A 19,650-nucleotide genomic window follows, 5' to 3' on the forward strand; every position below is an offset into this window, starting at 1 on the left:
ATACCGTGGGCCTTGTCGCTATGCGATTACAAACCTATTTCACGGCCTTTGTGGTGAATGTAAAAAGAATCGTGAAATTAAACGAACTAAAAGCGATATAATGTTGCAGCTTATTTTATTTTCAATACTATTTTGATGTTCAGATTGATTTTTAAATGAATATATATGCGCTGAAAAAGCCACCGCTTTATAAAATAGTGGCTTTTTCAGTGCCCTCGATTTGCAAGGTTTTTCCTAAAAAGTCCAAACTGCTCCAAAAGGGTTTTCTCGGTTTCCTAAACCGCGTGTCGGGAGTTCGAGTCTCTCCGGGCGCACCAATGAAATTAAGCAATGGCAAAGGGTTCCGAGACTGGAAGCTGTTGCCATTATCTTATGAAAAACAAAAATATAGTATGATGAAATAATCCTAATCATCAAATCTGGATTTAATTTATATGGTCGGGGGAGGACTGAGCCAGTTCTTTTTTCTGTGAAGTTTTATCATTGCATCAAAACCTTTATAATCATCGGTCAAGATATTCCAAATCAGGTTTCTGACGTCATCCCTTATTGAAGAGGTTAATGCCCGCATATCGAGGTTCAATCCAAGCCTGTAGACTTCTCTTAGACTGTTGGCAATCTCATCATCTTGAATTATAGTATTGGGTTCAATTTGCTTTCCTATAATATCAAGGTTTTTCCGTTGAGGTACAGAAGGTACCTCTATCCCTTCTTTGTGCATAAACTTCTGTAACTTTTCTATGTGGGGAATAATAAGCATTTCGACACCACTATTTATTGAATTTTTAAGTTCAATGTCTTTAGCCTGAGCTAAATAGCTCTCTATCAGAGTTAACCCAATTACCTTAAATCTGGTGATATCCCATAATCCTAATGCCTCTCCCCAATTCATTTTATTCAATTGCTGTTCTGAAAAAATATTGGTTAAATTTGTTAAGTTCAAGATTGCACCTTCCCCATCTTTTTTTATTTATTATTGCATATTACCTTAAGAATATAAGTTGTTTATCAAGTTTTTTGCTCACTGGCTTGGCACCGGCGCTGGTACAGAGTGACTAATAGCACTTTACAGGAGCAAAGGCCTTCTCTATTGCATTGCCGTGAGCCAGAGCTACCGCGCTATCGGTGTGAAACGGAGCTATTTATAGATTAAACTGGCAAAAAGATGGGAGACCTTAAACACAGTAGCTTTAGCCGAGGGTGTTCCACCTTAGAACATCCCTTTGTTTTAACTGGGGGTGTCGGTATAAACCCGATCTCAATTCGTCACCCGGTGAGAGAAAGGTAAAAATTAGAACAGCCGGTTGTTCCGGCTGTTCTAATCGATACAATTATATATAAAAGAAATCTTTTATCCTATAATTTTATCAAGTTGGTTGCTTGCGGCCCTTTATTACCCTGAACGATGTCAAACTCAACATTCTGTCCCTCATCCAGTGTTTTGAAGCCGTCTGCCTGAATTGCGGAAAAGTGAACAAAAACGTCATTCCCTTCAGGGGTTTCAATGAATCCGAAGCCTTTGTCCGCATTAAACCATTTTACTTTACCTGTCAAATATCTTACCTCCTAATACTACCTCAAATGAGGCGAATAACAACAGTATACACTTTTCCCAGAAAAAAGCAAGATAATTCCGAAGATTTTTTTACCTTGCCGCAAAATTAGGGGCGTTTAAATGACACCCCATCAAAACATCAAGACCAAAAGTCACCTTTCAGGAATAGTTTCCCATGGTATTATTAACCATTTCCACTCGAAAAACATATTATGTTTTAGACCGAGGTGCACCAGATAATTCAACCCGGAAGGAGGGAATTCAAATGGGATGCGGATATGGCGAGGAGAGGGAATGCAATTGCCGCCTTGAAATTAAGGACAGTATTGTTGTGATAATTTGCGGTGAGGTAGATGTTGATGGGTTAAGAAAAAGCCTTCAAACAGCTTTAGAAGTAAAAAACAGTAAATAAGGGTCTGTGGTCCTTCTGGAAAGCCGTGGCATATATAACATCACGGCTTTCTTATTAGCAATTTAAGAGGAGCAAATTATCAATAACAGGAAGAGGTTTATCTGCTAACGTAAGGGTTGGTGAAAGGAGATAAGTTATGTTTTCCAATGAAGATTTTATCAGGCAATCACTGGATTTGCACCTGTTCTTTTTAAGGATAATGAAGGAACACTCCTTCTTCCTGGAAGGAGGATTCACGCCTGTGTGTTCAAATTTGGCCAGTCAGGCGGATGCATTCAAGAAACAGTTTGAAGATTTATTAAAAGAGGCTGTGTCACTCGCCGACGGATTTATCAGCCCTGATGTTGCGTCTTCAGGGGAAATAGTCACTGAGTTCACACTAAACGCTGAGAAGGCATCAGAATTCTTCACCGGCATTACCATTGATACCAGTCTTACCACAGCGGAACTTGCTCTAACTAAGGGGATGCAACAATTAAATACTCAAATGCTGACTCAACGGGTTGTTGATTTAAACCAGAGAGCGATTACCATTACTCAAGATTTGATTAATTTTAAGACAATAGTGCTGAACGGTGTTTTGGCTTGTAGGCTTTTTACATTCAATTACCCGCTCTTAATTGACCATATTCGCAGGGAAGCGATATTGTTTGTTACTTTGCTCACAAGATTGCAACAAAGAGTAATGGTTGATATAGCAGGATTTGCAGTTGAGCAGGAATCTTTTTGGAACAGGATTATGGCCGAACATGCGAAGTTTATCAGAGGTCTTTTAGATCCTACCGAGGAGGCTTTATTTGAAATAGCCAATAATTTTGGGAAAGAGTTTGATGTGCTTACAGCAAGGGCACTGGCTACACACAACCAAGTTACTCTTTTACCTCCGGTTACCCGGGAAAGCTTAAATGCGACTGTAAGAATAAGGGATTTCAAGCGGCAAGGTACAGAGGGTATTCTAGCATGTAAAATCAGATCCATTATTCTGCCTCTATTAGGTGACCATGTGCTCCGGGAAGCAAATCATTACCTGCGATTATTAAAAACTTTTAGGACAGTTTAAATATAATGAGAGAATGGCTGGTTGAGCCGCCCCGGTCATTGACCGGAAGGAACTGGTTGATGACCCGGGGTACTGAGAAATGCGATTAATATAGTATAGTGGTTTGGTATAAAAAAGAGCCCGCGGGCTCTTAATGTTAAACGACAGATATAATTTATAATCGTATGTTTTACCATTATTTGTTATCTTTATCTTCTTTAACCGAGAAATCCATTGGCGGCATATGGGTTTCCTGCGCCATTCCGGATACCATGCCTGGTGACTGCACCGGCGCTTCCGCAAACTGCGCGCCGGGGAAGTATGGACTTCCGGGAGCACCACTTGGGGAGCCCACCTGAGGTCCAGCTACGCCGATAAATTGCTGACCTGGGCAGGCGAAGCCGCCTAGTACGCCGCACTGTGAACCACCAAATTGGAAGGGTCCGCAAGGCAACCCAAATTGAAATGGTCCACAAGGCTGCCCGAACTGGAAGGGTCCACATCCGAACACAAAAGGTCGGCAGCCGAATTGGAAAGGCCCGCAGGGCTGCCCGAACTGAAATGGGCCGCAGAGGAATATCGGGCATCCGCCGCCGGCTGAGGGAGGACCAGGAACGTATCTGCCCGGACAGGCAAATGAAAACGAACAGAGATCCGGTGGCCTGCAGATATAACTCTGACGGCAAGTGAAAGCAGGAAAGCCGGTGCAGGCAATTTCCGCTTGTGGATCGCTGCCCATAAATTGAGCGCCGGTACAAGCAATTTGCTCCTTGTAATCTCTTAATTTTTGCGCGAAAACCTCCATATTTTCTTCGCTTAGAGAACGTTTTAAGGGTTCCCAGATAATTTGGACAGTGCTGATGGGAATTGTCCCAACGCCACTATCGGTTTCAAAACTTACGAATTCCTGGTCGATTGCTATGACTGCGCCATTAAGTATTCTTCCATTGGTAAGTTCAAGTATAATTTTCTTGCCTTTATTGGCTTTAAGTCGCGCCAACAATTAGAGTCCACTCCTTTCATGGATATTTCATCCTACTATGTAAGTTTATGTTGCAATTAGTTAATTGGTTAATATTTATGAATCGCTGACGGCAGGAATTTTTACTGCACTGGTCGAATTATATTTGTTTGTGCCGCGTATTGGGTACCCGGCCGTTAGGGCGCGTTTAGAAAAAAAGGGCTGTATCCTTTTTGTATACAGTCTTTCGGGTTATAATAGACTCAAGTATTAAAGCAACTGCAAGGATGTGTTAAAGTGCATGAGTGGGCGTTGGCGGAATCGATAGTGTTTACCGTTAATGAAGAAGCTGTTAAAGAAAAGCTTAAAGATATAACCATGGTTAAAGTCAAAGTGGGTGAATTGCAGCAAATAGAATTGGATATATTTAAGTTTGCCCTGGAAAATGTCCTGCCATTATCCAGCATACCGCTAAATATGGCCAGGATAGATATTGAGATTGATGAAAGCACTTTGAAATGCAATGTTTGTCGGAATGAGTGGAATTTTCGGGATGCCGCCGGCAAGCTGCCGGAAGAAGAGTCGGAAGCGATTCATTTTATTCCGGAAGTGGCGCACATTTATATGAGGTGTCCCCGCTGCGGCAGTCCTGATTTTGAGATTGCCAAAGGGCGCGGGGTCTGGATAGATTACATCGAAGGGGAGAGATAATGGACCCCAGGCTAAATATCATTGATAAAAGATTTGAGAATGTTAAAAGAATAATCGCCGTATCAGGGGGGAAAGGGGGCATCGGCAAAAGCCTGACTGCTTCCGCCCTGGCCCTGCTCTTGACAAAACAGGGCTTCCGGACCGGCCTGCTGGACCTGGACTTTTGCGGGCCTTCCGATCATGTGATCCTGGGCATTGAAGGGGTTTTCCCGGAAGAGGACAAGGGAATTATTCCCCCGGAGGTTCTCGGCATCAGGTTCATGTCGATTACTTATTTTGCCGGCTACAATCCTGTCCCGCTGCGGGGGAGCGAAGTTTCCAACGCGATTATAGAACTGCTCGCGATAACCAGGTGGAACGAGTTGGATTTCTTAATCATCGACATGCCGCCGGGTACCGGTGATCCGGCCCTGGATATTATCCGTTTGATTAAAAGGGTGGAGTTTCTCATTGTTACCACCCAGTCGCGGGTAGCCCTGGCAGTGGCGAAAAAAGAGCTGCAAGTGCTTAAGGAGCTTGGGATACCTGTGGCCGGTGTGCTTGAAAATATGCGGTTAAAAGAACAGTCAGCCGTAAAGGAAGAGTTGAGTTGTTTCGAGGTTCCCTTTTTAGGCTCAATATTGTTTGATTATAGCCTCGAAGATGCTCTTGGAGACCCGCTTAAACTGCTGAAAACGGATTTTGCTGTTGAATTGGAGAAAATAGTGAAGGCTCTGTGCTGAAGATTTGGGGGATTGGCGGCAGTGACGCGACAGGTTCAACCCGGGGATAAGACAGTTATACGCTACCGCGTTGTGATTAAAGGCGTTGTGCAGGGGGTGGGTTTCCGCCCCTTTGTTTATAACCTCGCGCAAGCCTGGGGGATCAAGGGCAGTGTGCTGAACTCCAGCCGGGGAGTTGTGATCGAAGCGGAGGGCGAAGAAGACCATATTGCCGGCTTTTTAAGCGAATTAAAAAATAACCCGCCCCGGCTTTCCATGATCAGCGATTGCCAGCTGAGCAAAATGCCGTCGGCCGGCTATACTTCTTTTGTTATTCTGCCAAGCAGCCCCGGCGAAGAGAAGGAGGCGCTCGTACCTCCGGATGTGGCCATATGCGCGGACTGCGCCAGAGAGATTGTTGACAGGAAGAACCGGCATTATCGGTATCCTTTTACCAACTGTACAAATTGCGGCCCACGCTTTACCATTATTAATGAGGTTCCCTACGACCGGCCCAAGACCTCCATGGCGTCTTTCAGCATGTGCGGCCAGTGCGCCCGGGAATATCATGACCCGGCGGACAGAAGGTTTCACGCGCAGCCGACAGCCTGTCCCGTTTGCGGGCCGCGCGTGGAAGTGCTGGACAGCAACGCGGGAAGGGTAGCCGGGCAGGAAAACTGGCTGCAAACCTGCTGGGATGTTTTGCGGGCTGGAAGCATCCTCGCGATAAAAGGACTCGGCGGCTATCACCTGACCTGTGACGCGAAGAATACGGAGGCTGTAAAGGCTTTGCGCCGGCGTAAAGGAAGAGACGCCAAGCCTTTCGCCGTGATGTGCCGGGACCTGGAGACTGTGCAAAAATACTGTGCGGCCGGGGAAAAAGAGAAAGAGCTATTAATTTCCCCGCTGGCGCCGATCGTCATTTTAAAGAAACATTTACCGGTAAAGCCCGACAGGGCCTTGCCGGAAGAACTCGCGCCCGGTTTAAAAACTTTGGGAGTGATGTTGCCGTACACGCCGCTGCACCTGCTTTTATTCAGCGGGCCTTTCGATGTGCTGGTCATGACCAGCGGGAATTACAGCGATCTGCCCCTGGTTAAAGACAACAGCCGGGCGGCGGACGAGCTCGGCGGCATTGCCGATTACTTTCTTCAGCACAACAGAGAAATAGTCAACCGCTGCGATGATTCCCTGATCCGGGTTGTTGACGGGGAAACCCAGATCTACCGCCGCTCGCGGGGTTATGTTCCGCATCCCGTGCTGGTGTCCCGCCGCGGGGATGAGCCGGTTATCCTGGGGATCGGCGGGGAGATGAAAAACAGCTTTTGCCTGCTCAAGAAAAACCTTGCTTTTATGAGCCAGTACATTGGGGAAATTGACAGCCTGGCAGGAGAGGAAAATCTCTTAACCAGTTTTTTCAATATGCGCAAATTAACTGACGCAACCCCGGAAATCGTGGCCTATGACGCTCATCCGGGCTACGCTTCCGCCCGGGTGGCCCGCCAAATTCCGGCGCGGGCTTATTTCGCGGTGCAGCACCACCATGCCCACCTGGCCAGTTGTCTGGCCGAAAACGGTTTGGAAAACGAAGAAGTGCTTGGGGCGGTCCTTGACGGCACCGGCTACGGCACGGATGGCCGCCTTTGGGGGTTTGAGATTCTCAGCGGGAACTATGATCATTTTCAGCGCTGGTTTCACCTGGCTTATGTTCCCCTGCCCGGCGGCGAGGCGGCCATCCGCCAGCCCTGGCGCACGGCGGTGGCTTACCTGCTGGCTTTTCTGGGCGGAGAAGGAGAAGAGTACGCCAGGATGATTTTCCCGGAGAAAAATCTTGATGTTATCGGAAAAATGGTGAGCAGCGGCTTTAATTCCCCGTTATCTTCAGGCTGCGGCCGGCTTTTTGACGCCGTGTCCGCTCTTTTGGGCGTATGCCGGGAAAGCACTTATGAGGGACAGGCGGCCGTGGAGTTGGGGGAAGCGGTCTCGGAACAGGCGGACGATAACGATATTCGACCTTATCCTTACGAAATTGGAGAAGGAATAATCCTCCCGGGTAAAATGCTGGCGGCAATAATAAATGATAAAATGGCCGGAATGCCGGTGCAGTTGATATCCGCCAGGTTTCACCGGACCCTGGCGAACATGGTCGGTGAAGCGGTAGAGCGGGTATCTGCCGCCACCGGCATCAATAAAGTTGCTTTGAGCGGCGGAACATGGCAAAACCAGCACCTGTTCCGGGCTGCAAAAGAAGAGCTCAGCGCACGCGGGTTGAAAGTGCTGTTTCACCGGCAGGTGCCGGCCAATGACGGCGGAATAGCTTTGGGGCAAGCCATGATTGCGCACTGGAGGTGGCGGGAAAAATGTGTTTAGGCATACCGGGCAAAGTGGTGGAAGTTAACCGGTCGGAGAGTTGGGCTGTTGTGGAGAGTTTCGGGGTGCGTAAGAAAGTGGATATCGCTTTGATTGATGAGGACCTCGTTCCGGGAGATTATCTGATGGTGCATGCGGGTTACGCGATTGGGAAAATCGACTTGGAGGATGCTCAAATCTCCCTGGAGCTGTGGGAGGAGATATTGCATGCTGAATAAACTGCGCGACCCGGAGTTGGGCAAAAGGATACTGGCCAAACTGGTTCCCCTGGCTCAAGAAGTTGCCGGCCATTTGGGACGGCCCGCGATATTTATGGAAGTTTGCGGCACGCATACCATGGCGATTGCCAGAAGCGGTTTAAGAAGCCTGCTGGCCGGCAGCCTGGAACTGAGAAGCGGGCCGGGTTGCCCGGTTTGTGTCACCAGTCAGGGAGACATAGACAGGGTTATAGCCCTTGCCGCTGCCCGGCACGATTTGGTTATCGGCACTTTCGGGGACATGATGCGGGTGCCGGGCACAAACTCCTCACTTGAACAGGAGCGGGCTCGCGGCGCACGGGTGGAAATATTTTACTCGCCTGCGGAGGCGGTGACCTTTGCCGCCGGACATCCCCAAGATGAAGTGGTTTTCCTGGGGGTCGGCTTCGAAACTACCGCGCCCGCCGTCGCTTTAAGCGTGGCCGCGGCCAGCAGCCGCGGCCTGGAAAACTATGCGGTGCTGTCTTTTCACAAGACGGTTCCGCTGGTCCTGGAGAATTTGCTGAGCGATCCGGAATTAAAAATTGACGGGCTGCTCCTGCCGGGGCATGTGTGCACGGTAACGGGGAGAAGGGCTTTTGATTTTGTCGCGACGAAGTATAATGTGCCGGCTGTTGTGGCCGGGTTCGAGCCGGTTGATCTGATGAAGGCGGTTTATTTGCTGCTGAAGCAGGTTGCCGGCGGCCGGGCTGAAACCGTCAACGGCTACCCGCGCCTGGTCCGGGAAGAAGGGAATAATAAAGCGAAAGAGATCATGAGAGAATATTTTGAGCCGGTAAATGTTCAATGGCGCGGCTTCGGCGAGGTCCCGCAAAGCGGCCTGGCGCTGCGGGACAGTTTTTCTTTTTATGACGCGGCTGTAAGGTTTCCGGTTGATGTTGCAGAATCCCCGCCGCCCAGGGGCTGTGCCTGCGGCGATGTCCTGAAGGGGAAAATAGTTTCGTCTGATTGCCCGTTATTTGCCAGGAAATGCACTCCTTTGCAGCCGGTGGGGCCATGTATGGTTTCCACGGAAGGAGCGTGCGCCGCTTATTATCAATACGAGTGGCCCAAGGCGGAGGTTTAGCTGATACATATCGGAAGTCAGGAGTCAGAAGGGAACGCCTGAATTCTGTTCTGAAATAAATAGATTCCATTTGATGGTGATGCAAAGATACTGACAGGGAGTGAAGAAATGGCTGAAGAAAAAGACAGGGACATCGTTTTGCTCTCCCACGGAGACGGGGGACTGCTCACCCACCAACTCCTGCGGGATTTTTTCTTGCGGTACTTTAAAAATGATTTGCTCGACAGTTTAACTGACGCGGCCGTTTTTTCTTCGGAACCGGGGCGGATGGCGATCAGCACCGACGCGTTCGTGGTGGATCCGGTTTTTTTCCCGGGCGGCGACATCGGCAAGCTGGCTGTTTGCGGCACGATTAACGATTTGGCGGTAAGCGGGGCGCAGCCGCTTTACCTGACCGCCTCTTTTATTATAGAAGAGGGTTTCTCATTCGCCGACTTGGAGAAAATAATCGCCTCCATGGCGCGCACCTGCCGCGACGCCGGTGTGCAAATAATCGCCGGAGACACTAAAGTCGTCGGCCGTGGGCAGGCGGACAAGGTTTATATAACGACAACGGGAGTTGGCTACCTGCTGCCCGGGGCCAATTTGGGCTACCAGCGTTTGGAGCCCGGCGACAAGGTGCTGGTTAACGGCTGCCTGGGCAATCACGGCCTGTCCATATTGCTGCAGCGGGAGGCGCTCGGCCTGGACAGCCAGGTTGTCAGCGACTGCGCCCCGCTAAGCATAATCATTACAGAGATGCTGAAGCGATTTAAAGGGATCAAGCTGATGCGCGATTTAACCAGGGGCGGCTTGGCTACCAACGCGAAAGAAATCGCCATGTCCGCGGGAGTGGATTTCTGGCTGGACGAGGCGGCTTTGCCGGTGGAAGACAATGTTAAAGGCATTACCGAACTGCTTGGTCTGGACCCCCTCTACCTGGCTAACGAGGGTAAATTTCTCGTGGTAGTGGCGGCGGGAGAAGCGGATGAGCTCTTGAGATATCTCAGGCAAGACTTGTCGGCGGAGTATGCCTGCCGGATCGGCGATATCCAGGCCGGGAAAGGAAATGTTTATTTAAGGACCGCGCTGGGAGGCGCCAGACAGCTAAATATGATGGCCGGCGCACCCCTGCCGCGCATCTGTTGATGGGGAGGTGTTTTATGGCCGGAGAAAAAAGGATTGTGGTCATTGGTGTGGGCAACTTGCTGCTTGGTGACGAGGGAGCCGGCATTCACGCGGTTAACGAACTGAAAAAAGATTCTTTCCCTGCCAATGTGGAAATAGTGGACGGCGGTACGGCGGGGATTGATTTGCTGTATTGGCTGGAGGACGCCGACTATGCCATTATCATCGACTGCCTGGAAGCCGGGGAGGAACCGGGCGCCATATTTCGCATACCTGCGGAGGAAATAGCTTTTAACTCTTCCGGGCAAATTATCTCCCTGCACGATTTGAATCTGCAAGAGGTGTTTTACGCGGCGGACAAGCTCGGAAAATTGCCGCCGACAGTTATTTACGGTATTCAACCGGGGGAAATCGCCTTTAGTGAGCAACTTTCCCCTGCGGTCAATGAGGCACTGCCTTCCCTGGTGCGTTTAATTAAAAAGGAGATTGACCAGACGACAAATTTTTTTATTAAATAAAAGGGAAAAAACTTTTTTTAGCGAATTAAAAATAAAATATAATATTCTCCGAGTCATGTATCCTTGACCTTGGGTTTGGATGCCTGACCATGGCCGCCGGCCATCGGGTATACCGGGAAACTGGTATGCCTCCTGTTACGGAAAGGAGAGCATGGTTTAACATTCTATGCTTATAAGTGAGCGTTAGTTTTATCGGCAGTTACCGTTTAGTTGTGCTCATTTGCAAGTGAGGTAAACTTTGCCCTTTTTTCAGTGAGGCAAAGTTTTTTGTTATCTTTTTTCTGATAAAGAAATTTAACTCTTCTTGGGCGGGAGGTGCAGACCCATTTTTTAATATTTTTATTTATTATATAACTATTTAAGGAGGGAGAAGGATTTGGGTTTAACACGGCGTGAATTTATTAAACTCTGCATGACTTCGGCAGCCGGGGCAAGTCTAATCACTATGCTTGGGCCCGAACTCGAAGAAACACTGGCCTTCGCGGCCGACGGCAAACCTCCGGTAATCTGGCTGCAGGGAGCCAGCTGTACGGGGTGCTCCATTTCATTGCTGAACAGTGTTGAGCCGGCGATTGAAAAGGTGCTGCTAGATGTGATTAGTTTAAGATACCATCCTAATATTAGTGCCGGGCAAGGTCATCTTGTCGCGGAGGTTTTTGATGAAATGGCGCAAAAATACAATAATCAGTTCATCCTAGTGGTTGAAGGCGGCATTCCCACCAAGGAGAAGGGTGTATACTGCACCATCGCGGAGAAAAACAACAAAGAATTAACCATGCTGGAGGCTGTGACTACCCTTGGCATGACGGCCAAAGCCGTTATCGCGGCCGGCAGCTGCGCCTCATATGGCGGTATCCCCGCCGCGGCGCCCAATCCTACCGGGGTGGTGGGTGTGAATCAAGTGGTTAAAGATAAACCGGTCATTAACCTTTCTTTATGCCCGATGCATCCCGATCATTTCCTGGGTACGGTTGTTTATGTGTTGAAATACGGTAAAATCCCTGAATTGGACAAGTTCGGACGTCCCAAGATGTTCTATCCTGAACCGATTCACGATAATTGTTACCGGCGGCAGTACTTTGATGCCGGTAGATTCGCCCAGCATATCGGCGATGAAGGGTGTCTGGCTTTTTTGGGCTGCAAGGGTTTTGTGGCCACGTCGGACTGCTATAAGCGAGGCTGGAACAATAATGTGAACTGGTGCATAAAAGCCGGAGCTCCGTGTCAGGCTTGTTCAGAACCTACTTTTCCTGATCAAAGCGCGCCTTTCTACGGCGTATATCCCCTGACGAATAAAGAAAAGGTTACTTACGCGCCGGTTGTGCCGAACCTGAAAATAGAATTTCCGGAAAAGAAGAAAACTAGCTAGTTAAGGCAATACTAGTTTGATAGGGGTGAAAAGTATAAAGTGGCACAACGAATTATAATTGATCCGGTAACCCGGATTGAAGGACACTTGAAAATTGAAGTGGAAGTAGACGGCGGAAAAGTTATTGACGCCAAGTCAAGCGGGACATTATTCAGGGGACTCGAACTAATTCTAAACGGCCGCGATCCCCGCGACGCCTGTCATATTATGCAGCGGATTTGCGGGGTTTGCCCGATTGCCCACGGCACGGCCTCGATGCTGTGTCTTGATGACGCTTTTGGCGTAAAGCCCCCGCCGAACGGCAGGATCGTCCGCAATTTAATCCAGGGGGCGAATTATTTACAGTCCCATATATTGCATTTTTATCACCTGGCGGCTTTGGATTATGTCAAGGGTCCTGATACGGCGCCTTTTATCCCCCGTTATGAGGGCGATTACCGCCTGCCGAAAGCTATTAACGACCTGGCGGTGCAGCATTACATCAAGGCTCTGGACATCCGCAAAAAAGCGCAGGAGATGCTGGCGGTCTTTGGGGCCAAAATGCCCCACGTCACGGTGTTTACCGCGGGCGGCGTGACTGAAACGGTGACGGCTGAAAAAATCACCCAGTTCAGGCAGTATCTGCGGGAAATAACCGCTTTCGTTGATGACGTGTATATTCCGGATGTGCTGGCGGTGGCGGGAGTCTACGGCGATGACGGGTTCAGCATCGGGACAGGCTGTAAGAACATGCTGTCCTACGGCGGGATCAGGCTGACCGATGAAGATGATCCGGACGGGCAAAAACAGTTGTTTAGGCGCGGCCGCTATATCAACGGCCAGTTCTTGCCGGTTGACGAGAAGAAGATAACTGAAGAAGTAAAGTATTCCTGGTTCAATGACAGCACTACCGGCAAGTATCCCGGGGAAGGGATGACCGAACCGGCTCCCGGCAAGAAGGGCGCATATTCCTGGTTAAAGGCGCCGCGTTACGAAGGAACGCCGTATGAAGTGGGACCGCTGGCCCGCCAGATTGTAAATAAACAAAAAGAAGTTATCGATTTGGGGGAAAAAGGTTTTTCAGTGCTTGGGCGGCATTTCGCGCGCGCTTTGGAATCCGGTCAGGTTGCCCATGCCATGTCCGGGTGGTTGGATCAATTGGTGCCCGGAGAGCCGGCCTTCGCGCCGTTTAACGTCCCTAAAGAAGGGTCCGGCGTGGGGTTACATGAGGCTCCGCGCGGCGCTCTGGGGCACTGGATTACGGTTAAGGACTACCGTATCGGAAACTACCAGGCAGTTGTGCCGACTACCTGGAATGGCGGGCCCAGGGATGACAAAGGGCAGCGTGGGCCGATAGAAGAGGCTCTGGTGGGCTCCCCGGTCAAGGACGCGGACAATCCGATTGAATTGGTGCGCATAGTCCGCGCCTTTGACCCCTGCATTGCCTGCGCCGTGCACGTTCTTGAAGTGAAAGGCGTTTCTAAAGAAGTAAAAAGCTTCAGGATCTAAAAATAGTGCTGAAGCATGCGTGATGGATAAGAAGAGGCGTGTGGTTTTTCCATACGCCTTTCTTCTTAACTGTCCGGGGCCTGCATTGCCTATCACGATCATGTGCTTCAAATACTTGAATTGCTCCTTTACTTCCATAAATAACGGCAACACGCTCTCGTGAACGATCGCTGCTTTGGCGCGGCTGTCGTTTTGTAGTAAAAGAAATGCCGGAGATTTGTGAACTGGATTTCAATCCGGTATTAGCCTATCCTGATCAATGTTTGGTAGTTGACGCGCGCGTGATATTATCGAGTGAGCTAGCGCCTGTGTCCACTGCCTAATTAATAACTTTCCACTTTTCGTTGAATAGTGCCACTCAGATGTTATAATATTGTTTAATTAGATCATTGTAGCGGAGGTTTATTCCATGAAGTTGGATGGCTTGAAGACGCTCGAATTATTTAGTAAAGAAGAATTAATAGCACTGGTCCAGGATATGTCCAAGCGCTGGCTGGCACACGATGGTGTTTGGTTCCAGTGTGTGGAGAATAAGTATGGCATGGAAGAGGCTGTTGAAATGGATGCCCAGGCATGGGATAGATTCGCTCAGATAGAAGCCGTCAGGATCATGAAATTACACAAGATTCCACCGAACGGAGGCTTGCCCGCCCTGGTAAAAGCGCTGCAATTAAGACAGTACTCTTTTCTCAATGAAAAGGAAATTGTGGAACTAAGCGAAAATAAATTGATTTACCGAATGACCACCTGCCGGGTGCAAGCGACAAGGAAGTGGAAGGGCATGCCTAATTTTCCATGCAAGCCGGTGGGTATTATTGAATACTCCGGTTTTGCGAGCACTGTTGACTCCCGCATCAAGACTCGTTGTCTAACTTGTCATCCGGACAACGACCATGCGGATGAATATAACTGTGAGTGGGAATTTACAATATGAAAAAGAGCTTATTTGTTTCTTGAATTTTTTTAGCCAAGCCGGCTATGACATCTTGCATGGTATTATCCAGCTTTTGATACATAAATCCGGCAAAAGGTATGTTGTCGTAGCTTTTTTTCCAGGAAAAATACACCGGTATTTGCAGGGGAATGCTGTCAATATTTACACTAATAGTTATTTCTTTGCCTGAAGCCAGAGTTTTCTCAAGTTTAGGCACGAGATAGACCATTACCCCGCCTGCTGAAAAATTTATCAAAGCGGTCTGGGCGGCGAGATTGTCTGCGATAAACAACACGTTTGCCGCATAGGGTGCGCGCAAGAATTGTCTCTCCTGTGTCTTTGTGAAATTTTTCGGGATGGCAAAACCATAAAATTTATTGTAATCCTCACTCATTTTAACGACATGAGATTCAGCGTTATAAAATCCCTCCGCCGGGGATAGACTTATTTCAACTGGAAAGGAAGGCTGATAAGGCGCTTTTAACCAGATTTCTTGTTTAACGCCGGATAACTTGCCGCAGGCAGCGGGTGAACTTGCTGATAAATAAAAATATTTTGAGCTGAATGGTTTTAAGGAAAATAAAGGGAGGACGAAAAATAAACGGCAAACACGTTTTGCCGTTTAAATATATATATCTAAATTATTGCCAAGATGAGAAAGACTCGGTGAAACCGGAGGCATGGTTTCCAACATCTCTCGGGCGGCCTGCTTTTCTTGATTCATAATCTTCTTCAGGATATCCACCTGTACATCCTGCTGCAATTTGACTTGCTTCATACCCAAAAACGCTTTTACAGTGCCAATTGTGTCAGCAGCCACAGAAATCCCTCCTTTTTCTATATTATTTTACCATTTTTTATTATTCGCATCAATATCTAACTTTGGAATCATATTAATTTAACGTCAATGTTTAGGCCGCGAGTAAAATAAATGAATTTACAGTGCGGAATAGTGACGACGGCAAATGATTATGGCTGTTGTTGTCAATAGCCGCGCACTATGCTATAATGTCGATGTCGTGGGAGATAGAAAAATTATCACGGGATTTTAAGGAGCAGGTGCCGTTGGATCACGCCGGTTACATGCGCGCAGCTCTGGCGGAAGCGGAAAAAGCTTATGCCGTAGGTGAGGTGCCGGTTGGCGCAATAGTAGTGCTAAACGGTGAAATTATCGGGCGGGGTCATAACCTGCGCGAGACTTTAAAAGATAGTTCCGCCCATGCGGAGATGCTGGCGCTAAAAGAGGCGGCAGAGCGCCTGGGCGACTGGCGGTTGAACGACGCTATTATTTACTCGACGCTTGAACCATGTCCCATGTGTGCCGGAGCCCTGGTGCAATTCAGGGTGAAAATGCTGGTTTACGGTGTGGCTGATCCCAAAGCCGGTGCGGTCGATTCGGTTATAGACGTGGTGAGGCAGCCACACTTCAACCACCGTGTTGAAGTTTTAGCGGGAGTCCTGGAAGAAGAATGCCGGACTATTATCCAGCTTTTCTTTAAAGAATTGAGGGAGAAAAAAGTATCCGGAGAGATGGCCGAGTTGGTCGAAGGCGCTCGACTCGAAATCGAGTAATAGGTGCATAAAAACTGAATAATTATACACGGAGGAGTAGCGAAGAGGCTGTAACGCGCCGCACTCGAAATGCGGTTGTCATGGAAGTGGCACGTGGGTTCGAATCCCACCTCCTCCGCCACAATTCGTCTAAAAAGTCTTGCGCCGCAAGGCTTTTCAGCATTTTTGCGAATAAATTTTAGTGCGTTTTGCGGTTTTTTTTGGATAAAAAAGGAGGGATTTAATGCATTATCCCTGCATTACTTCTATCAATTTCCTTGTCCCTCCAGGTTGATTGCTCTTTTCAAGTTATACGCAAGAAAAATAAGTGCAAATGTTAAGCCATTTTTAAATGGATTAACATCTACACTTTGATGGTACTAAACTAAGCCCCAGCTCGGCTGTTGCGTTCTCTTTACCCAAGTAAATTTAGCGTTATAGAAGGGCATTTCATTCTCTCAGATGAAGAAAAGATAGATATACCGAAAGGATTCGAAAATGCAATTTTTGTTTATGGTCGTTATCTGGATAACAATACGTGGTACAGATTAGATAATGGAATCTTAAATCCACAATATGCTCATGTTGAAAAAGACTTAAAAAGGTTAGCCACACATATTAAAAAGAACTATGACGAATCTCAAATCTGTGGATGAGGCGGTGCGTTCCATGATGCTGCACAATGAAAATGCCGGTGGTTTTTGGGATGCTAAAACCGAAAAAGCTTCCTATGAAAAAATCCCGGATAAGGAGACTCCTCTTTGGGATACCTATTCTCAAATTATTTATTATTGGGCTCAAGGCGAAACCGATTCTGATCAAGCATATATTAGTTTATAATGGCGGCGTTTTTAAGAGATATAAAAATGCAACGTATGGGTACCTTTCTTTCCGGGCGGTTAAACCATTCATAAAGAGCGACTGATACTACAACGTAAACTATCGAATTATTATCAACCACTAATCTGGCATCTTTTTTGACCTAACTTTCCATGCTTTTTATTTGACTGCATATCAATATTTTGATAAAATATGAGTAGATAATTTCGGAGGTGTTGTTATGGCAACTATTAGGCCAAGTTCAGACTTGCGCAATAAATATAATGAAATCTCAGAGTTCTGCAATAAATATAATGAGCCGGTATTTATCACCAAGAATGGGACAGGGGATTTAGTTGTATTATCCAACGCCGAATATGAGCGTTTAAGCGGAAGACATGAACTATACCAGCTGTTGGATGAAGGAATGAGGTCAATTAAAAAAGGAACAGGGCGTCCTGCGGAGGATGTGTTCGCAGAAATCGAGAGGGAGTTTGGTTTTGACAAAGTATAAAATTGTTATTGAATTGCCTGCTCAGAAGGATTTGCGGGCAATTCTTAATTACATAACGGATACCTTGAAAGAGCCAATGAATGCCGCGCGGATTTATAGATCCATCAAAGAGCAGATTTTGACATTAGCGCAAATGCCCTTGCGGCACAGCCTTGTTCAGGACAAGCAGTTTGCCGCGATGGGAATTCGCAAGCTCCCGGTTGAGCACTATATCGCATTCTATATTATTAATGATGAAAAGCGGGAAGTCCATGTGTTGCGAATCCTCTTTAATCGCAGAGAATGGCAGAGTATTTTGGCGCATTGAACCCCTTTCGATCCCCCTTAGCTCCACCAGGAAAACAAAACCCACCAAAGGTGGGTTTATTTTTGGGGATCACCGACAGAGCCATCGCCTTTTAGTTTATGGTAAACCTTAAGATTTGGAGAGGCCGTACCGGCAATAATGGGGCGGGCATGCTCATTACCATGTTTTGCTTTGCCCTGGATTTCGGGTACCGGAGGAGCGTCATTGCGTGGCTGCGTATGTTTCCGTTCAGGTCGGGCCATTCCCTTTTTCGCCATATAATCACCTCAAACATCGTCATTGGGGATGGACTTTTTCTTCGCGTTGGGATTTTGATTTTGGTTTTCACGTGTTATTGGAGTTTGTCCGTTGCTTTTTTTCTTCCGTGCGCTTTTATTGTCTGGCTGGCTATCCTTTGGCATTGTAAATCACCTCCTGGATAGTTTGCCGTACAGAGGCATCTTTTATTACTTGACTTTTCATAACGTTTTGTCGAAGTAAGTTAATTATTGTTATTGTCTAATTGACTTATTTTTTTTTGCCTGGTTTATATTTTAATTTTATAAAATTGCAGAAAAAATACTTCTTTTCTCCTCTCAGGCGGTCGACGTTCTTGTTTCCACCGGAAGAAAACTTCACGGCAACAGGAGCTTTACGCCTGGGAGTGGGAAAAATGACAAGATTTGGTTTTGGTAAAAAAGAGTTTGAACAGCTGGCTGGAAGAGTACAAAGAGTACAAAGGGTCAGCCCTTGACATTGGACAGCCGGGAGTAAGGCAAGTATTATGCCATTGTCCAATGTCAAGGGCTGACCCCCTAATTAACTTTGTCCAATGTCAAGGGCTGACCCCCTAATTAACTCCCTATTTTACGTAAGGAAGAATCTTCGGCCAGAGAGAGGGTATTGTAGATCAGCAATATTTCCTTGAACCCGTATTGCTCCAGATAGGGCTTAAGCTGCGCGTTGAAGTAGCGCAGGTCGATAAGATAAATTTCGTCGTAGTGATTGGCGAGAAAAGGAACTAAAGTATTAGCGTAGGAGTCCTTGATAATCAAAAGTTTCCGGCCTGTTTTCTTGAGCGTGGTAATCCTCGTCAGCGCGTGGTTGCCATCAAGAAAAACGGCGTACTGGTCTTTTTGCAGTAAATGCTCTCTGGCATACAGGCTGTTGCCGGTTCTTTGCTCATTGATGTAGTCGACTTGGCAAGCAAGCTCTCGCTTGGGGTGGAAGAGATGGATGGAATCAGGCTGCAGAAAACGATGACCGCTTTTAGAATAAAGGGTGCCGTAAAAATTGTCGCTGGCCGGTTCAAGGTTAAAATCGTTTAAATCCAGGGCTGGAAAATCCATCACCCTTCCTGCCTCCCGGTAGGCATAATATGCTCCCAGGGAGGTCCAGTGGTGATCGGTTTTATAATAAATATATTCTTGCTTGTGCGCGGCAAGGGCCGGATAAGTGTCGATCAAGCGGATGTCGGGGCCGAGTTGCTTTTTGATCAGAGCAAACAGGTCGAGATTTTGCTGAGGTGCCGCAAACCGCGGCAGCTTGTCGTCCAAAACTTGCGCGGAGGTCGGGGCCAAAAGGAGATACACCGGAGCCGGAAGGGTTGCGGCAAATTGGTTGAGGGCCGCGATATTTGCCGCCAAGAAGGCCGTGTTGAGTTTTTCCGGCTTCTGCAGCAGGTAGCCGTCTCGGCCAAAGTACACGCCGTTGTTGTCCTTTTTTTGCAGGATAAGCTCCGCGGCGGATTTGAGGCCGACCCACGTATCCCGGAAAACAAAGTGGTCGGTGAGATAATCTTCAGCGGCATGGCTGAATTTGCCGGAGATCAGATTATCCCGCGAGAGGGCAGGCTTTTTTTGCAGCATACGGTTTTCCCTTTCTGAAAAATCCCGGTGGGGCAGTATCATAAACAGCAAGAAGAAGACGGCCAAGAAGGTCAGCATCATGACGGTTAAGATCTTATTGAAAAGTTGCATAAGGCCACCCCCT

General features: G+C 47.7%; 27 protein-coding genes, 1 tRNA gene and 1 riboswitch. Of the genes, 20 read left to right on the forward strand and 8 right to left on the reverse strand.

Translation table 11 applies throughout. The annotated features are described in order from the left end of the window. Positions 1–430: 430 nt before the first annotated feature. Positions 431–943 (reverse strand): DUF3231 family protein, encoded by a 513-nt coding sequence (locus L9W92_RS15915; RefSeq protein ID WP_240084727.1) that lies wholly within the window; start codon positions 941–943, stop codon positions 431–433. 413 nt (positions 944–1,356) lie between these two features. Then, positions 1,357–1,554, reverse strand: a complete 198-nt coding sequence (locus tag L9W92_RS15920) for a cold shock domain-containing protein (RefSeq protein ID WP_240084728.1) — start codon at positions 1,552–1,554, stop codon at positions 1,357–1,359. Between the two features lie 266 nt (positions 1,555–1,820). Between L9W92_RS15920 and L9W92_RS15925 the strand changes: the two genes are divergently transcribed. Together L9W92_RS15925 and L9W92_RS15930 are read left to right on the forward strand one after the other, a co-directional pair. Further along, positions 1,821–1,967 carry a hypothetical protein gene (locus tag L9W92_RS15925; protein ID WP_240084729.1) on the forward strand — a complete coding sequence of 49 codons (147 nt, stop codon included), beginning with the start codon at positions 1,821–1,823 and terminating at the stop codon, positions 1,965–1,967. Between the two features lie 136 nt (positions 1,968–2,103). Beyond that, positions 2,104–3,027, forward strand: a complete 924-nt coding sequence (locus L9W92_RS15930) for a DUF2935 domain-containing protein (RefSeq protein WP_240084730.1) — start codon at positions 2,104–2,106, stop codon at positions 3,025–3,027. Positions 3,028–3,202: 175 nt separating this feature from the next. Here L9W92_RS15930 and L9W92_RS15935 read toward each other — a convergent pair whose 3' ends face one another. Further along, positions 3,203–4,009, reverse strand: a complete 807-nt coding sequence (locus L9W92_RS15935; RefSeq protein ID WP_240084731.1) for a hypothetical protein — start codon at positions 4,007–4,009, stop codon at positions 3,203–3,205. Between the two features lie 255 nt (positions 4,010–4,264). Between L9W92_RS15935 and hypA the strand changes: the two genes are divergently transcribed. The 11 genes from hypA (at position 4,265) to L9W92_RS15990 (ending at position 14,488) form a co-directional block, all read left to right on the forward strand. Continuing rightward, positions 4,265–4,678: a hydrogenase nickel incorporation protein HypA gene (gene hypA / locus L9W92_RS15940; RefSeq protein ID WP_240084732.1), complete on the forward strand. Its 414-nt coding sequence runs from the start codon at positions 4,265–4,267 to the stop codon at positions 4,676–4,678. Then, a complete protein-coding gene (locus L9W92_RS15945) occupies positions 4,678–5,400 on the forward strand; it encodes a P-loop NTPase (protein ID WP_240084733.1) in 723 nt (240 codons plus the stop codon). Before hypA ends, L9W92_RS15945 begins: the two co-directional genes overlap by 1 nt. A 21-nt stretch (positions 5,401–5,421) precedes the next feature. Next, the gene (hypF, locus tag L9W92_RS15950) at positions 5,422–7,749 is read left to right on the forward strand and encodes a carbamoyltransferase HypF (RefSeq protein WP_240084734.1); all 2,328 of its coding nucleotides are present in this window, start codon (positions 5,422–5,424) and stop codon (positions 7,747–7,749) included. Further along, entirely contained in the window at positions 7,740–7,967 is a 228-nt protein-coding gene (locus tag L9W92_RS15955; protein WP_240084735.1) for a HypC/HybG/HupF family hydrogenase formation chaperone, read from the forward strand. The genes hypF and L9W92_RS15955 overlap by 10 nt, the downstream gene beginning before the upstream one ends. Further along, on the forward strand, positions 7,957–9,072 hold the full coding sequence (gene hypD / locus L9W92_RS15960; protein WP_240084736.1) for a hydrogenase formation protein HypD: 1,116 nt from the start codon (positions 7,957–7,959) through the stop codon (positions 9,070–9,072). Before L9W92_RS15955 ends, hypD begins: the two co-directional genes overlap by 11 nt. A 108-nt stretch (positions 9,073–9,180) precedes the next feature. Continuing rightward, positions 9,181–10,200: a hydrogenase expression/formation protein HypE gene (gene hypE / locus L9W92_RS15965; protein WP_240084737.1), complete on the forward strand. Its 1,020-nt coding sequence runs from the start codon at positions 9,181–9,183 to the stop codon at positions 10,198–10,200. Positions 10,201–10,214: 14 nt separating this feature from the next. Further along, positions 10,215–10,697 carry a HyaD/HybD family hydrogenase maturation endopeptidase gene (locus L9W92_RS15970; protein ID WP_240084738.1) on the forward strand — a complete coding sequence of 161 codons (483 nt, stop codon included), beginning with the start codon at positions 10,215–10,217 and terminating at the stop codon, positions 10,695–10,697. A 34-nt stretch (positions 10,698–10,731) separates the two neighbouring features. Then, positions 10,732–10,861: riboswitch (molybdenum cofactor riboswitch) on the forward strand. Positions 10,862–11,073: 212 nt separating this feature from the next. Further along, the gene (locus tag L9W92_RS15975; RefSeq protein ID WP_240084739.1) at positions 11,074–12,066 is read left to right on the forward strand and encodes a hydrogenase small subunit; all 993 of its coding nucleotides are present in this window, start codon (positions 11,074–11,076) and stop codon (positions 12,064–12,066) included. Between the two features lie 39 nt (positions 12,067–12,105). After that, complete coding sequence (locus L9W92_RS15980) at positions 12,106–13,554, forward strand: nickel-dependent hydrogenase large subunit (protein WP_240084740.1); 1,449 nt, start codon at positions 12,106–12,108, stop codon at positions 13,552–13,554. 206 nt (positions 13,555–13,760) lie between these two features. Continuing rightward, positions 13,761–13,877: an acetate--CoA ligase family protein gene (locus L9W92_RS15985; protein WP_240084741.1), complete on the forward strand. Its 117-nt coding sequence runs from the start codon at positions 13,761–13,763 to the stop codon at positions 13,875–13,877. Between the two features lie 86 nt (positions 13,878–13,963). Beyond that, positions 13,964–14,488 (forward strand): DUF6125 family protein, encoded by a 525-nt coding sequence (locus L9W92_RS15990; protein ID WP_240084742.1) that lies wholly within the window; start codon positions 13,964–13,966, stop codon positions 14,486–14,488. Here the strand turns inward: L9W92_RS15990 and L9W92_RS15995 are convergent. Continuing rightward, positions 14,478–14,807, reverse strand: a complete 330-nt coding sequence (locus tag L9W92_RS15995; RefSeq protein ID WP_240084743.1) for a hypothetical protein — start codon at positions 14,805–14,807, stop codon at positions 14,478–14,480. The genes L9W92_RS15990 and L9W92_RS15995 overlap by 11 nt on opposite strands. Before the next feature lie 303 nt (positions 14,808–15,110). Further along, complete coding sequence (locus L9W92_RS18700) at positions 15,111–15,308, reverse strand: YjfB family protein (protein ID WP_240084744.1); 198 nt, start codon at positions 15,306–15,308, stop codon at positions 15,111–15,113. 245 nt (positions 15,309–15,553) lie between these two features. Here L9W92_RS18700 and tadA point away from each other — a divergent pair, with 245 nt between their 5' ends. The 6 genes from tadA (at position 15,554) to L9W92_RS16030 (ending at position 17,679) form a co-directional block, all read left to right on the forward strand. Next, positions 15,554–16,060 (forward strand): tRNA adenosine(34) deaminase TadA, encoded by a 507-nt coding sequence (gene tadA, locus L9W92_RS16005; protein WP_446676310.1) that lies wholly within the window; start codon positions 15,554–15,556, stop codon positions 16,058–16,060. A gap of 30 nt (positions 16,061–16,090) precedes the next feature. Beyond that, positions 16,091–16,181 (forward strand) — tRNA-Ser (locus L9W92_RS16010). Positions 16,182–16,443: 262 nt separating this feature from the next. Then, positions 16,444–16,695 (forward strand): hypothetical protein, encoded by a 252-nt coding sequence (locus tag L9W92_RS16015; RefSeq protein WP_240084745.1) that lies wholly within the window; start codon positions 16,444–16,446, stop codon positions 16,693–16,695. A 13-nt stretch (positions 16,696–16,708) separates the two neighbouring features. Beyond that, positions 16,709–16,879: a hypothetical protein gene (locus tag L9W92_RS16020; RefSeq protein WP_240084746.1), complete on the forward strand. Its 171-nt coding sequence runs from the start codon at positions 16,709–16,711 to the stop codon at positions 16,877–16,879. 220 nt (positions 16,880–17,099) lie between these two features. Then, positions 17,100–17,372 carry a type II toxin-antitoxin system prevent-host-death family antitoxin gene (locus L9W92_RS16025; protein WP_240084747.1) on the forward strand — a complete coding sequence of 91 codons (273 nt, stop codon included), beginning with the start codon at positions 17,100–17,102 and terminating at the stop codon, positions 17,370–17,372. Next, positions 17,359–17,679, forward strand: a complete 321-nt coding sequence (locus tag L9W92_RS16030) for a type II toxin-antitoxin system RelE/ParE family toxin (protein ID WP_240084748.1) — start codon at positions 17,359–17,361, stop codon at positions 17,677–17,679. Before L9W92_RS16025 ends, L9W92_RS16030 begins: the two co-directional genes overlap by 14 nt. A 56-nt stretch (positions 17,680–17,735) precedes the next feature. Here L9W92_RS16030 and L9W92_RS16035 read toward each other — a convergent pair whose 3' ends face one another. Next, positions 17,736–17,936, reverse strand: a complete 201-nt coding sequence (locus L9W92_RS16035; protein WP_240084749.1) for a hypothetical protein — start codon at positions 17,934–17,936, stop codon at positions 17,736–17,738. Positions 17,937–17,945: 9 nt separating this feature from the next. Further along, complete coding sequence (locus tag L9W92_RS19025; RefSeq protein ID WP_282442391.1) at positions 17,946–18,080, reverse strand: hypothetical protein; 135 nt, start codon at positions 18,078–18,080, stop codon at positions 17,946–17,948. A gap of 191 nt (positions 18,081–18,271) precedes the next feature. Between L9W92_RS19025 and L9W92_RS16040 the strand changes: the two genes are divergently transcribed. After that, on the forward strand, positions 18,272–18,412 hold the full coding sequence (locus tag L9W92_RS16040) for a hypothetical protein (RefSeq protein ID WP_240084750.1): 141 nt from the start codon (positions 18,272–18,274) through the stop codon (positions 18,410–18,412). Positions 18,413–18,512: 100 nt separating this feature from the next. On the opposite strand, the gene L9W92_RS16045 is transcribed toward L9W92_RS16040, so the two are convergent. Then, positions 18,513–19,637, reverse strand: a complete 1,125-nt coding sequence (locus L9W92_RS16045) for a DHHW family protein (protein ID WP_240084751.1) — start codon at positions 19,635–19,637, stop codon at positions 18,513–18,515. Positions 19,638–19,650: the final 13 nt, after the last annotated feature.

It is taken from the genome of Pelotomaculum terephthalicicum JT, assembly GCF_022410535.1.
Taxonomy (GTDB): domain Bacteria; phylum Bacillota; class Desulfotomaculia; order Desulfotomaculales; family Pelotomaculaceae; genus Pelotomaculum_D; species Pelotomaculum_D terephthalicicum.